The following is a 13339-nucleotide window of genomic DNA, read 5'->3' on the forward strand; positions in this document are numbered from 1 at the left end:
ATCAGCATTAAGCACTCTTGGGCACCTGTGGAATTATCATGCTCATCCCCGACGTGTATCTCTCTCAACACCTGACTGTTACAGCCCGTACTTCACGGGCTTCAGAATGCCTACAATCCCACCAGCGTGATATGTTTCTTTGTTGTCAGCGCTTTATACAACGCTTTTGCCAGCGTGCCTGGTTCCACACCTGATTGAGCGCCCTCGGAATCGGTCCAGAACGATTTGATGCGCAGTATGGTGTTGATACTCGTTACGCGTTCCATTTCCAGCACGGCCAGCACAGGATGGCGCATTTCGCCATGTTCCTCTGTCGCGTCCGCCTGGATCACTGCGGCGCGGGATGCCTGACTGTCAAAGATAACGTGGCAGCGTACGCCGTTCAGGTTGAGTATGCCGATGACTTCATAAAGGCACTCAACAGCCTCTGCACTGTAGGATGCGGGCACAACAAACATAACAGATCCTTCTGAAGTGAAATTTAATGAGCAGCCAGCATAGGCGAACTGTAATCAGAGGAGAAGTTACTGTTTTTGAATGAAAAATGTAGAGTTCTAAGGTTACGATAACGCGCGTTATTTTCACTCCAGTTTTCGCTGGTACTATCAATAACTGACGTGTAACCCGATCATGGCGGTGGGGTGCGGATTTGACTTAAGGAAAGGCCAGCAGGTGGCAGGTTATTCGTTCCAGTGGGCAATGCATTTATCTATATGCGCAACGCGTTAGCTGTGTGTTTCAGCCACTTAACAGGATGAACATCAGATTAAGTTTAAGATTTTTCGCGCTCTTCAATCGCTCATCTCTCAATCCTGCCGTCACGTTTAACCCGAGGCCATCAGTATGACATCAGGTGCTGACTCATATATTGTTGTTATCCGTGTAGCAGACCAGTCAGTATGGGTATCAGCTATGTGCCCGATTTTGTCGTACGTGAATCTTTGGATTCGGGGCAACTGAAAGAGGTATTGCCCGGTTACTGTACCAGGCAGGGGTATTTCTCGGCACTCTGGCCGGCCAGCCGATATCTCTCATCGAGAATACGCTGCTTTATCGTTTTTATTGCTGAGTCAGGCCTGTCTCTGTAATCCGTATCGGGAAGTTAATGCTTTCTGAAATCGTATGCACTTTTATGCTTAATTCAAAATCAGAAACGCCCGTTTCTGGCATAGAGCAGAGCATTGCCCGTTATATGCAAAAAGCGGATGTTACGTTTATTTGCCTTTATTAGATTATTAAGAGTTATTTATATTGTATGAAGATATTCAATTGGTGCTCATTGAGTCACCTTTTGCTATCGACTAATTCTAAAGCTATAAGTTCTTTATACATTAGGTAAGGCATCATTGGGCTCTTATATACAAAACCCATCCTCATTAAATCAAAGGCGTTGCCAGAAATTCCGGTCGCTGTTCGGCTAGCAATGTAAACCCGGCCAATTCCGGGTACAGCGCACGGCTGACGGTATCCGGCAGCATCAATTCTGTAAAACTCCAGGCCACTGCGATGCTGATACCGGCCACGGACAGCATGTCAGGATGACTTTCCCGCAGCCCGTTCTCCAGCGTCTGCCAGGCACCATGCAGTTGTTGAGTTACGCGATCCACCCAGGGCTGATGCTGTTTTTCTTCCGGCCTGAGACGCTGTTCGTACACAATCTGCACCGCTTTTTCGCAGGCTGCCAGGGCGAAGCCAGTAAGATGCAGATCCCGGCGTTCTTCCGCTCCGGACGCTGATGTAGGTGCAGGCGAATGACCGCAATATTTCTCAAGGTAATGAATAATTAGTGTGGAATCGATCAGCACCTGATTATCATCTGTGATAAGCGTTGGAACTTTAACGGCCGGGTTAATTTTCGTTAAGGCATCAAAATCGCCGAATACCGAAAGCGGGCGATGCTCGAATTGAATACCCAATACTTTCATGTAAATAGCAACCCGTCTGACATAGGGTGAATCCAGCATTCCGATCAGGATCATGGCTCTACCTCATATTATGTTGATTAACAAAATCAATTACCTGTGCGGCGACTGGCAAGGGGGCATCTTCCATTAAAAAGTGTCCGGCCTGTTCAAAGATATGCAGCGTGGAAGAGACGATGTCGCGCTGCAAACGCCTTGCATACTCAACGGGTTGCCATTCATCTTCGGCGCCCCATAAAATCTGTACTGGCAGCCGGAGTTGCGGCAATTTTTCTGCAAAGTCACTGGTGTAACACTCATTATAGTGCGCAACCTGATGCTGATAAAATGAAGGTTGCCCTACCACACCACAAAGCGGTGCAAGATAATTTTCCAGCCGCTGCTCAGTCATACGATCCTTATTAAAAACCGCCATCTTTAACTGGTGCCACATCGCGCGGTAATGCTCAGTGGCGGGGATCAGCGCATAATCCGCATAATTATCCCGCATATCTCTCCATGTGGGCGAAGGCCAGGAGTTGTAGCTGGGAATATCGGCAATCGTAAGCGTCTTCAGAAGGGATGGGTTGTCGAACGCCAGTCTGAGTGAAATGGCCCCACCGATATCGTGACCAAAAAGATCTGTTTTTTCGATCTGCCATTGTTCAAGCAGCCTTATCAGATAACCCACTTGTGCGGCAACCGAGGTATCAGCAGTCAAAGGGCGCTCTGACGCGCCAAACCCAGCCAGGTCATACAGATGAACATGAAAACCCGCATCGACAAATACCGGCACCAGTGACTGCCAGATTATTGAGTGTGCGGGCGTGCCATGAACCAGCACCAGAGGTCTTCCTGAACCATGGACTCCGGTCGCAATGCGACAACCATTTATCAGAACGTCGTCATTCAGTAATGGGTTATTAGCGGGCATCTGCTTTCTCCGTTATGTTTGTTTCAGTCAGGCTATCCGTTGACTGAATATGACACCAGTGACATTCTTTCCCGCTGTAATCCTACTTTTGTCATACAAAAATGAACAAACGACTCTCCGTTGACTCACTCAGAGTGTTCCGGACCGTGCTGCAAACGGGCAATATGAGTAAGGCCGCATTACTCCTCAACCTGAGCCAGTCCGCTGTAAGCTGGAAGCTCAGACGGCTTGAGGATCAACTTCAATGCCAGCTACTAACGCGCATCGCCGGAAAAGCCGTTCCGACAGAAAAGGGCAGCGTTCTGCTTCAACATGCGGAAAAAATACTCACTGAACACGATCAAGCTGTAGCCTATTTTTCGCCTTCGGCGCTGCGTGGCAAGCTGCGAATCGGGGTCACTGAACACATCTCAATGACTGAAATATGCGGGGTGATTTCAACCTTCACTCACCACCATCCAGAGGTGGATATACAACTGGTGGTGGAGCAAAGTCATCTCCTGCGTCAGCATTTTTCTGAAGGAAGTCTGGAGATCATTTTACATCAGGATTTCACGGGCACGGCATCGATGGAAGATACGGTATTGTGGAGTGAAAATTTATACTGTTACGCAACGCCTGCCTGGCGACATGAATCGGATAAGAGCCTGAAGCTTATTACCTGGGGACCGGATTGCTATTACCGTAACCTGGCTGAGGAGAAACTTCGCCAGGCAAACATTCCATTTGCTGTGATGCTGGAGTGTCCTTCAGTAGCAGGTATGCTTGCGGCAATAACTACGGGGCTGGGGGTGGGAATACTCAATCAATACAGCGTTGATAAAGCGATTTGTAGCGTGTCTGAACTTGAGAAATTGATGCCTCTGCCTTCGGTTGATTGCCTGCTACGCCTGAACAAATACCGCGTTAACCCAGCAAGCGAAGCCTTCTGCGAGATGCTGACCCGGCTGATGCATAAAGATTGAAAGTGAAGTGGCTGCAATTAGTTGATGAAAAGAGGCGTTGTTAATAATGTCCGCTTCCGACCAGGCGGACATTTTCCCCATCTTCAGCTAACAACCTGAAACTGAAGCCTGCACCGTTAAGGTTATTTTAGCGACAGGGAAGTATCATCTGATGTCGTAAACTGGCACTAAGGCTGAACAAGGCTGTTCTGACGGTCAATGTTAAAGCCAAACACACAAAACCCCAGTAAATCTTTTGCCTCATCCTCCACCCGCGTAATCATAACCAAATCGGTGCTACCGCCGGGCAGCTTTACTTCAAACGGAGGGTAAGGAAGACCTTTTGTCCTGAAATCCTGCAACCAAAGCAGCTTCTCAGCTTGAGATGGTATCACTTCAAAAATATGGCGATGGGTAATGTCCTGCATTGGCCAGCCAACCCGCGCTGCAAAGGTATCACTTGCGTCAACAATCATCAGTTCAGGGCTAAGAAAGCAGATAGAGGTGTCAGGCGCAGCAAACATCGATGAAATTTGATGCGCGCGCTGCTCAAGAGACATTCGTGCCACACGACTATGAAATTTACGGCCAGAGCCAGCGGTGAGAAAATTATGTGTTTCTTCAGCCGGGATCGGCCTGCTGAATAAGTAGCCTTGTGCATAAGCGCAGCCGATACCCCGCAACATCTCAGCTTGTTCCTCTGTTTCAACACCCTCAGCAATGACGTCCATATCCAGGCTGCGGCCCAAACCGACTACGCTGGAGATAATTTTCCGGCTATCCTTTTTCTGAAGCATTGAACGAATAAAACTGCCATCAATCTTAATCGTGCTGGCGGGAAGCTGGATAAGCCAGGCAAGGCTTGAACAGCCGGTGCCAAAGTCATCCATAGCAATCATACAACCCATTTCAGACAATGCTTCGAGTTCTGCATGAGCCGTCTCAATATCATCGATCAATGCTGTCTCGGTGATTTCTATCCTGAGCCGCGAAAGGCTGAACTGATAACGTTCAGCCAGTTTTCTTAAAATTTCGGGAAGGTGCTTACCGTTCAGTTGTGAAGGAGAAACGTTTAAAGACAGAAACTGGTGTTCTGGCCAGGTGCTCGCTGTCATGAATCCCTGAGCGGCCAGACTTGTCATCAGCTCATTGAGTAACCCATGATGTTCCATAGCCGGAATGAACTCAGCCGGAGATACGATAAGCCCTTCGGGCAAAATACGCCGTGCCAGCAATTCAAAACCTACTACGCGCTGATCCTCAAGTGAGACTATCGGCTGAAAAAAAGGTTTAAACTCGCCCGATTTAATTAGCTGCTGATAAGTTGCACGAGCATCAGCATCTTTCAATTTTTCATTCATTTAAATATCCTGAAACGTATTTCTGTAAGGCATTGATGACCTGAGCGGGAACGGAATAGAAAACCTTTTTTAAAACCCTGTTTTGTTTGCGGCGGGAAATTAATCTTTTGCAAACGTCGTTTTTCCGGAGGCCTTAAATTGTCTACGGTTATTAAGTACGAGATACATAGCTATGATGTCAGTGAGCGGGCAAGTTTCATGAACATAAAATGCCATATTTATTTAACTCACGGGTCTGCATGAGGCTGATGGTATCTGGTATGGTAAACCAGAAACAAATTGAAACCAATCCCATAAAAATATCGCTTAAGTTAAATATTAAACCCTGTTAATGCATTTAATATGATCAGCAGCCAGGCTCTCTTATGCGTTGACGAATTATACTTATGGATATCAATAAGTCATGTCCGGACTTTTGTCTGCAGGCAGAGGTGGCAGCTCAAAGCTAAGCCACTCATTTAATACCTGCGATAGCCGGAAAATATAAACTCACAACCGTATGTCAAAACTCAGCATAACAATTCACTGTGAATCTTCATGGGGGATCGGAGCGTCGGGATTATAAGGCCTGAAATTTTTCAGATATCATAGACCAAAGATAATTTCGCGCCACATGATTTCAAAAAAATAAATTTAGCCCGCTGGCGGTGAGGCTCATCCATCACATCAGCTCCGGTAGTTGTCGCTGGCGAGCTATCTATAGCATCTTGTTACAGTATTAATTTAAACCAGCGACCTTTAACTGAATATCCAGAAAGTTCTGCCGATAACCCTTTCAGGCATATTTTTATGCCTGTATATGCTCACCAGGAGAAATAATGCTGAATTTATTCCGGAAACAGTCCGCCAAAGAGCCGACAACAATGGATATCTCTGAGAAATTTATCGATGAAACGATGGATGTGGATCATAGTGATGCCACGCTGCTGAAATGTATTATGAACCTCAGCCAGAAAGGCTACTGGTATGTTGAGACGACCGATCTTAAAAGTGACGCGCCTGCATTTGTTTCACCTGAAGCACGCCAGCTTATGGGATTGCCTCTGCAGAAGGAGGTCGGGCTCTCTTCGCTGATCCAGATGATCCATGCGGATTTCCGGGAAGCGTTCAAAGGTTTGATAAGTCATACACTCAAACATAGCGGTGATGAAAAGCTGTTACGCTGCCTGATCAAAACTGGCGCAAATACCTTTCAGTGGTTTTGCATCCGTGCATCATACGGTCGTGAATTTACGCCGCCGCGCCTGGTTGCCGTTATAGAGAATACAGAAGAAGAAACGTCACAGTCCCGCCAGTTTGATATTGTCTCCACCCGTTTTGACCTGTCGCGCGAAATGCTTAATGACGGCCTCTGGGATCTGGATATTATTGGCGGAAATCCCCTGAATCCCGACAACGTATTCTGGTGGTCACCGCAGTTCAGGAAGCTGCTGGGTTTTGAAACCATTGAAGAGTTTCCTGATGTGATGGACAGCTGGGCATCACGCCTTCACCCGGATGACAAACAGAACGCACTCGATGCTTTCGTCAACCACCTGATGGACTTCAGTGGTAAAACCGGTTTTGATATTGAATATCGTCTTAAACTGCGAAGTGGTGAGTACCGGTGGTTTCAGGCCCGCGGGCAGACTAAACGTGCACCTGATGGAACCCCTTTGCGTGCCGTCGGCGCGCTTATTGATATTCAGGGCCGTAAAGACCGTGGCAGACATGAGGAAAGCGAAGTCAGGCGAAACATTCAGACCGCCGAAACCGCAAAAGAAATTGCCGAACTCGTCTCTGAAAACGGGATTATTGCTGCGCAGATCAAACTCATTTCACTGAACGCCAGTATCGAAGCCGCGAGAGCAGGTGTACATGGCCGTGGGTTTTCTGTCATCGCCAGTGCTATCCGGGGATTAGCAGAAAGGACGGCAGATATCACCGGACACATTTCTCGTCTTCAGATGCGAATAAGTAATTCGGCTAGCGGCATAGAAAAATCGCCTGAATAATAAACATCACACATTGATGAACACTTACCACAGGTAAATACAGGGATGTACAGCCTGTCTTTGATTTACTGTAACCATAACATCAGTTCAGTTCGCAGTTTCACCCTATGAAAATTCTCCCGGAGCGAGTACACATTTCCGTATGCAAACTTGCTCTGGGAGTTACTCACCACCTCAGAGCAGAGAGTATGGCCTTGTCATCTTTTATCAGCCTGGGCTTTAAGAAATCATGTGTCTGATAGAGGTTTGTTAAGGGCGCAAGGCATACGTTGAGTCAGGTTAAAGTCATTAGAGAATGTCAGCCTGCTGGTGGCTGAGGCTCTGTGTGTGTTTATGAAAATTTTCAATAAGGACTGAAAGCTTATCTGAGCTGGCTTTGTGCAGATCTGTCCCGCATCACGTTTGATAATCATCTCGCCTGAATATCACCTGCTGCTCTTCAGCCTTTGTCATAAAACCATGATCAGCGTCTGGCACTTAGCCGCCAGAAGATCATCTGGCGGCATCAGTCACTTTAGAAACCAGGTGTGCGGGTTTGTTTACTGTCCATCATTTTAATACGGGCATTCGTCCACGATGGGTCATTCATCTCCAGGGATGTACCTGATAATTTCAGTACCGGCTGCTCAGGATCCGGGCCGCATGCCATGGTTGCCATCTTGCCGGGCGCTTTACACCAAACCATCGGTGTGTAAGGTGCATTTGACTGGACACCATATTTTTCAACGGCGGCTTTGGCCATGGCATTTTTATTTTCAGTGGAGTATGGGAGCTCGTAAGAAATCTGAGACACAGCCAGCGCATGTCTCGGATCTGCAGGAACACGGCCTTCAAAATGTGCAACCAGTTTGACGCCGTTTTTTTCGTAAGCAATATACTGTGGCTGCTTATCCCCTGTTACCACATTTAGAGCCGGGTATTTATCAACGTCTAACGATGATGCTGGCACATGAAAGTGCTCAGTCATGGCTTTTACGGCCTCATCATAATCCATACCGGTTTTTACCCCGGCAACATCAAAGGTGATTACATCGGCAGCCCGCAGGTTAGCAGCATGGGCCTGGGATATAGCCATCATTGACATTAAAAACAGAGAAGCACGGCGCATAAACATCTCAAATCCTTTTTTTGAAAAGTGAGTAGCCCGCAAGCTTTCTCATCTGTGGTTCACATCCGGAAGTGCATAACGATAGCAATATGGTGATGAATAACAATCATTTTTCTGCCAATGTCAGCTCCTGGCACTGAGCAGACAGCGTTGCGCACCAGGCAACGTTCACTCTACGTTCACCACCTCACCAGCCGGCGCCTTAACGGTGGAAAAATCAACCTGTTAGCAGTCCGTTTTTACCGCAAATATCATTTTCCTGTCATTTATCGTCTTTACGCTGTCAGCTTTCCCTCATGGATTTTAATATTATGAAAATAAAAACGATTTCTTTGATTATCAGTTGTGCGCTCTCTTTTTCTGGTCTTGCGGCGCAACCTCCGGCTGAGCACTATATCGTCAGTTTTCCGGAAGGTACGCGCGTGAGCTACAGCGGCGCGTTCGCCAGTGCGTTTCCGGATGGTTTGCCGGTGGGAATCGGCTCCGGTTTGCTGTTTACCGGTAAGCAGGGGGATGCGCTCACCTTCGCGACCGTCACCGATCGTGGGCCGAATGCCGACTCACCCGATGTGGACAAACATGAGTCAAAAATTTTCGTCACGCCAGATTTCGCTCCGCTGCTGATGAATATTCGGGTGCAGAACGGCAAAGCAGAAGCCACGGACGCCCGACCGCTGCATGACGACAAGGGCAATATCAACGGATTGCCGCTACAGGATGGTGTCATCGGCTCAACCAATGAAGTCGCGTTAAGCGACACACTGAAAGTGCTGAAGGGCGATAACCGTGGTCTGGATACGGAAGGCATTACGCCGGACGGGAAGGGCGGGTACTGGTTGTGCGACGAATATGGCCCGTTTCTGATTAACGTTGATCAACGCGGCAAGATTCTGGCGATTCACGGGCCGCAGGCCATGGCAGGGGAAAAATCCATTGCGGGCGGACTGCCTAATATTCTTAAGTGGCGTCAGCCTAATCGTGGTTTTGAAGGGCTTACCCGTATGCCGGACGGGCGCATCATCGCCGCGGTGCAGAGTACGCTGGATATCGACGGTAAAAGTAAAAAGCAGGCGCGCTTTACCCGGCTGGTGAGCTTCGATCCGGCGACCGGTAAAACCGCGATGTATGGATACCCTATCGACAGCGAGGCTTATAGTAAAAACAGCGACGCCAAAATTGGCGATATCGTGGCGCTCGATAATCAGCATATTCTCTTGATTGAACAAGGCAGCGATAAAAACGACGCGATGCGCAACCTTATCTATAAGGTGGATCTCAGTGCGGCTACCGATCTTGCCGCATTCGATAAGCCTGGTGAGTATCCGGAGTCGGACGACGAGAAAGCGCTGGCGCAGCGAGGCATTAAGCTCGCAGCTAAAACGCTGGTGGTCGATTTACGTCAACTCGGCTGGCAGCAGGAGAAGGCCGAAGGACTGGCGCTGATCGACAGTAAAACGCTGGCGGTCGCCAATGACAATGACTTCGGCGTGAAAACGGTCATGCAAAATCCGGTGGAAGGTAAGAAGCGCAAGGATTATCGGCTGAACGAAAAGGGGGAACTTACTGTAGAGGGTGAGCCGGTTGCAACGACGATCGGCGTGAAGCCGCTGAAGAAACCGGAGTCGGACAGCGAGTTGTGGATCGTAACGCTGCCGGAACCGCTGAAATAAACGTTCCCCTTGCCCTGGGCTGTCTGCGCTTAGTGCCTGACTTTCTGTAAAAGAGCAGGATACAGCCCGGATTTACCCGCGAAAGATCGGTCTGCGCCGTTTTGTTATAGCGGCCGGCAGCAGACCGATATTCGTTTAAGCAGTTAAACAGCTTTCCACCGCGTTGCGGCATTAAGCGTCACTGGCGAACTTTAAACGTCAGCCTGGCGTTTATTTTTTATTTTCAATGCGATAACCGCTTCCTTCTGCATCCGAGCGCTTTCGATATCGGGCAACCCGGTCAACTACGGCTCAAGTCGCCAGGTTACAGGGCGTGATTATAACATTGTGTAATAATGTGTTATCTGCCTCTTCAACAGATACTCACCACCGTGTAAGTTCTGGGGTCTTATACGCTTGTTGTCCCCATAATCCGCTGAGGAGAAAGAGAGTGAAAGCAACCGCAATGGCCGCTACAAGTCTGTTAATGCTGATGAGCAGTGTTCACGCTGAAGGTCTTACGACGTCGGCAGAGGGTAAAAACCTCACCGTCAGCTTCGGCCAGCCCACCATCAAACAGGTGCTGCACTACCGAAAAATGTATGACAAAAAGCCGTTTCCGGATGCGGAGATTTATTATTACGACAACGGTACCTATAAAATCATTTCTCAGGGCGAAAACCACTACGGCGTTTACGTTATGCAGGGCAAGTTTGATGATGAAACTTTCACCGTGCGTTTTATCTCTCTGCCTTCTGCTGACTGGGGCAATAAAACCGCTTTTCATCAGTTAACCTTTGTCAGGGGGGACGGGCAGAACGTCTTTATTCAGAATGCCATTGTGGACACGGGTGAAGCCATTGCGCAGCAGAACGGCACCTATACTCAGGAAAAAAACACCGTAACCAACCCGGTTTCAACCAGCTGGGAAAACAAATAATTGTCGGGTGGCAGCGGGTCTGCCACTCTGATCCAAACCCGGTACCTGCCACGTTCCTCGCGCAGGATCGTATTAAGTTTTGGCTGGCGCACACCTTCACACATTTATTTTTTTACTCAGAAAATGCATAGCCGCAATTAAATGCCTTATATTTCATAGTCTGATGTACATTTGCCGCGCCCACGACAGCAGTGCGATCGCGCTGCAACATGCAGTACCGGTAATCTGACTGTGAAGGGTAACTCCTGCTTTTTTTGATACTGACAACACTCAATTTGTCAGGTCCTGAGGCGTAAATATGGACAGAGTTTCACTCCTGCTGGATGTGCAGGACGTCGCTTTTTCAGTCGGGGATCGTCAGCTACTGAAACCGGTCTCCCTGCAGTTATATCAGGGTGATTGCGTCTTGCTGACCGGCCCATCCGGAAGCGGAAAAAGTACCTTCCTCAAAATCCTTGCTGCGCTGATTACCCCCACCTCCGGGCAACTTTTCTTCAGGAACAGTGATATCACCACGCTGAGAGCAGAGGCCTATCGCCAGCAGGTCTCGTACTGTTTTCAGACGCCGCAACTGTTTGGTCAGACGGTATATGACAACCTGGCGCTGCCATGGCAGATTCGCCGTCAGAAACCTCAGCGGGACAAACTTGTTGCTGCGCTGGAAAGCGTAAATCTCTCTCCGGATATGCTGAATAAACCTGTTGAACAACTATCAGGCGGAGAAAAACAGCGTGTCGGACTACTGCGCAATCTGCAGTTTATGCCTGAGGTGCTGTTGCTGGATGAAGTCACCAGCGCCCTTGATGAAGAGAACAGACTGTCAGTACTTTCATTGATTAACCGGATCGCAGCTGAAGAAAAGGTAGCCGTGGTGCGGATCAGCCATGATGTTAACGATATTCAGCAGGCTGAGCAGGTGCTTCGCCTTGAGCCGCCAGAAAAGGAGAATAAGCGTGAATCAGCATAATATCAGTGACACCTCGCTGTTGCTGTCACTGACGCTGGTGGCTATAGCGCTGCTTATCAGCCAGAAAGAAAAGCTCGGCATGAGCAAAGATATTCTCTGGAGTGTATTCCGGGCGATAATTCAGCTGGTGATTGTCGGCTTTGTATTGAAGTCGATCTTCGATGTTAATAACAGCTGGCTGACGGTACTGATGGTGCTGTTTATCTGCGTTAATGCCGCGATCAACACCCGTAAACGCGGTCGAAATATTGATAACGCTTTTACGATATCGTTTGTCGCTATTTTTAGTGGCACCGTTATCACGCTGACGATTCTGGTGCTGAGCGGGGCGATAGCGTTTGTTCCGATGCAGGTCATCCCCATCACGGGCATGATCGCCGGTAATGCCATGGTCGCAGTAGGGCTCTGTTACAGCAACCTGAACCAGCGCTTCAGCGACAACCAGCAGAAAATTATGGAGATGCTGAGCCTTGGCGCATCGGTGAAGCTGGCATCGGGCCGCATCATTGCCGACAGCATTCGTACAGCCATGATGCCGACGGTGGACGCTGCCAAAACCGTCGGACTGGTCAGCCTGCCAGGGATGATGTCCGGACTGATTTTCGCCGGAATAGATCCGCTCAAGGCGATTAAGTATCAGATTATGGTTACGTTTATGCTGATAGGAACTGCCAGTCTGTCAACGATCATTGCTGTCTATTTATCCTATCGTCGTTTTTATAATGCCAGGGCGCAGCTAAAAATATCGGATAGATCGCTGGATTAGCGAAACTGATTGGCGGATCTGAAGGTTATAGCTGGTGAGGAAAGTAAGTCTGTTATCAGACGCGCTCGGTTGCTTGCGAGCGCTTAACTGACAGCTGAGTGCTCAGGGGATGCTGCAAAAAACTCCCCGCTGATCTGAAATATCCCTGCAGGGTTCGTGCTTTGATTGTTCATCTGAATGCCTGATACACAACTGGCTTTGGTGTTTAATTCTGCCTGTTCTGATAAAGGTCCCAGCGGTTGCCGTACAGATCTTCAAAAACCACCACGGTTCCGTACTCCTCTTCACGAGGCTCCTGGGAGAATGTAACGCCTTTCAATTTCATGGCTTTGTAGTCTCGCCAGAAGTCATCCGTCTGCAGAAAAAGGAATACTCTTCCGCCGCACTGATTGCCAATAAAACCTTCCTGTCTGTTATTTGAAGCGCGAGCCAGAAGAAGATTGCAGTCGCTTTCAGGGTCAGGTGTAACTACAACCCAGCGTTTACCTGGCTGCGGTGTATCCTCAACAAGGGTAAAACCCAGCTTTTCGGTGTAATACTCAATTGCCCGATCATAGTCATCAACCACGATGGCCACATATCCCATACATCGCTTCTGCGTTCTCATTTCTGCTCCGTCATGTTTCAGGCCTGGTTGCCTTGAAACATTGTTTTAACACAAACGAGTATCCCTGGTTTAAGTGAATTGATTCAGTCATCACAGTATTCAGCCGTTGCAATAAAGATACATCAGCTGACATCAGCCTATAATTTTTATAAATTCATGGCGCGGGTA

General features: G+C 48.4%; 12 protein-coding genes and 1 pseudogene. 7 read left to right on the top strand and 6 right to left on the bottom strand.

Translation table 11 applies throughout. The features are described from left to right. Positions 1-110: 110 nt before the first annotated feature. Positions 111-458, bottom strand: coding sequence for a hypothetical protein (locus tag HFD94_RS09105; protein WP_031591685.1), 348 nt, complete (start codon positions 456-458; stop codon positions 111-113). Positions 459-899: 441 nt separating this feature from the next. Here HFD94_RS09105 and HFD94_RS09110 point away from each other — a divergent pair. Then, positions 900-1088: pseudogene (locus HFD94_RS09110) on the top strand (LysR substrate-binding domain-containing protein); the annotation flags it as partial. A gap of 288 nt (positions 1089-1376) precedes the next feature. On the opposite strand, the gene HFD94_RS09115 reads toward HFD94_RS09110, so the two are convergent. Next, positions 1377-1979 (bottom strand): glutathione S-transferase, encoded by a 603-nt coding sequence (locus HFD94_RS09115; protein ID WP_045140076.1) that lies wholly within the window; start codon positions 1977-1979, stop codon positions 1377-1379. 4 nt (positions 1980-1983) lie between these two features. Continuing rightward, positions 1984-2835 (bottom strand): alpha/beta fold hydrolase, encoded by an 852-nt coding sequence (locus HFD94_RS09120; protein ID WP_181955361.1) that lies wholly within the window; start codon positions 2833-2835, stop codon positions 1984-1986. A gap of 101 nt (positions 2836-2936) precedes the next feature. On the opposite strand from HFD94_RS09120, the gene HFD94_RS09125 reads away from it, so the two are divergent. Next, positions 2937-3800: a LysR family transcriptional regulator gene (locus HFD94_RS09125; protein WP_167433051.1), complete on the top strand. Its 864-nt coding sequence runs from the start codon at positions 2937-2939 to the stop codon at positions 3798-3800. Between the two features lie 167 nt (positions 3801-3967). Here HFD94_RS09125 and HFD94_RS09130 read toward each other — a convergent pair whose 3' ends face one another. Next, the gene (locus HFD94_RS09130) at positions 3968-5140 is read right to left on the bottom strand and encodes an EAL domain-containing protein (protein WP_167433052.1); all 1173 of its coding nucleotides are present in this window, start codon (positions 5138-5140) and stop codon (positions 3968-3970) included. Positions 5141-5958: 818 nt separating this feature from the next. Here HFD94_RS09130 and HFD94_RS23145 point away from each other — a divergent pair. Then, complete coding sequence (locus HFD94_RS23145) at positions 5959-7134, top strand: PAS domain-containing protein (RefSeq protein WP_167433053.1); 1176 nt, start codon at positions 5959-5961, stop codon at positions 7132-7134. A gap of 514 nt (positions 7135-7648) precedes the next feature. On the opposite strand, the gene HFD94_RS09140 is transcribed toward HFD94_RS23145, so the two are convergent. Then, the gene (locus HFD94_RS09140; RefSeq protein ID WP_122889403.1) at positions 7649-8248 is read right to left on the bottom strand and encodes a hypothetical protein; all 600 of its coding nucleotides are present in this window, start codon (positions 8246-8248) and stop codon (positions 7649-7651) included. 305 nt (positions 8249-8553) lie between these two features. Here HFD94_RS09140 and HFD94_RS09145 point away from each other — a divergent pair, with 305 nt between their 5' ends. The 4 genes from HFD94_RS09145 (at position 8554) to fetB (ending at position 12564) form a co-directional block, all read left to right on the top strand. Then, the gene (locus HFD94_RS09145; RefSeq protein ID WP_060679398.1) at positions 8554-9912 is read left to right on the top strand and encodes an esterase-like activity of phytase family protein; all 1359 of its coding nucleotides are present in this window, start codon (positions 8554-8556) and stop codon (positions 9910-9912) included. Between the two features lie 430 nt (positions 9913-10342). Continuing rightward, the gene (locus HFD94_RS09150; RefSeq protein WP_033787078.1) at positions 10343-10831 is read left to right on the top strand and encodes a hypothetical protein; all 489 of its coding nucleotides are present in this window, start codon (positions 10343-10345) and stop codon (positions 10829-10831) included. A 298-nt stretch (positions 10832-11129) separates the two neighbouring features. Next, positions 11130-11798, top strand: coding sequence for an iron ABC transporter ATP-binding protein FetA (fetA, locus tag HFD94_RS09155; RefSeq protein ID WP_122889402.1), 669 nt, complete (start codon positions 11130-11132; stop codon positions 11796-11798). Further along, positions 11785-12564, top strand: coding sequence for an iron export ABC transporter permease subunit FetB (fetB, locus tag HFD94_RS09160; RefSeq protein ID WP_111534218.1), 780 nt, complete (start codon positions 11785-11787; stop codon positions 12562-12564). The genes fetA and fetB overlap by 14 nt, the downstream gene beginning before the upstream one ends. Before the next feature lie 205 nt (positions 12565-12769). On the opposite strand, the gene HFD94_RS09165 is transcribed toward fetB, so the two are convergent. Next, on the bottom strand, positions 12770-13171 hold the full coding sequence (locus tag HFD94_RS09165; RefSeq protein ID WP_033773415.1) for a VOC family protein: 402 nt from the start codon (positions 13169-13171) through the stop codon (positions 12770-12772). Positions 13172-13339 lie beyond the last annotated feature (168 nt).

Source organism: Pantoea sp. EKM20T (assembly GCF_011800485.1).
Taxonomy (GTDB): domain Bacteria; phylum Pseudomonadota; class Gammaproteobacteria; order Enterobacterales; family Enterobacteriaceae; genus Pantoea; species Pantoea agglomerans.

What these genes read in the sequence shown, in the direction of transcription:
- HFD94_RS09105 (WP_031591685.1), bottom strand. Translation starts at nt 458, where the DNA reads ATGTTTGTTGTGCCCGCATCCTACAGTGCAGAGGCTGTTGAGTGCCTT.
- HFD94_RS09115 (WP_045140076.1), bottom strand. Translation starts at nt 1,979, where the DNA reads ATGATCCTGATCGGAATGCTGGATTCACCCTATGTCAGACGGGTTGCT.
- HFD94_RS09120 (WP_181955361.1), bottom strand. Translation starts at nt 2,835, where the DNA reads ATGCCCGCTAATAACCCATTACTGAATGACGACGTTCTGATAAATGGT.
- HFD94_RS09125 (WP_167433051.1), top strand. Translation starts at nt 2,937, where the DNA reads ATGAACAAACGACTCTCCGTTGACTCACTCAGAGTGTTCCGGACCGTG.
- HFD94_RS09130 (WP_167433052.1), bottom strand. Translation starts at nt 5,140, where the DNA reads ATGAATGAAAAATTGAAAGATGCTGATGCTCGTGCAACTTATCAGCAG.
- HFD94_RS23145 (WP_167433053.1), top strand. Translation starts at nt 5,959, where the DNA reads ATGCTGAATTTATTCCGGAAACAGTCCGCCAAAGAGCCGACAACAATG.
- HFD94_RS09140 (WP_122889403.1), bottom strand. Translation starts at nt 8,248, where the DNA reads ATGTTTATGCGCCGTGCTTCTCTGTTTTTAATGTCAATGATGGCTATA.
- HFD94_RS09145 (WP_060679398.1), top strand. Translation starts at nt 8,554, where the DNA reads ATGAAAATAAAAACGATTTCTTTGATTATCAGTTGTGCGCTCTCTTTT.
- fetA (WP_122889402.1), top strand. Translation starts at nt 11,130, where the DNA reads ATGGACAGAGTTTCACTCCTGCTGGATGTGCAGGACGTCGCTTTTTCA.
- HFD94_RS09165 (WP_033773415.1), bottom strand. Translation starts at nt 13,171, where the DNA reads ATGAGAACGCAGAAGCGATGTATGGGATATGTGGCCATCGTGGTTGAT.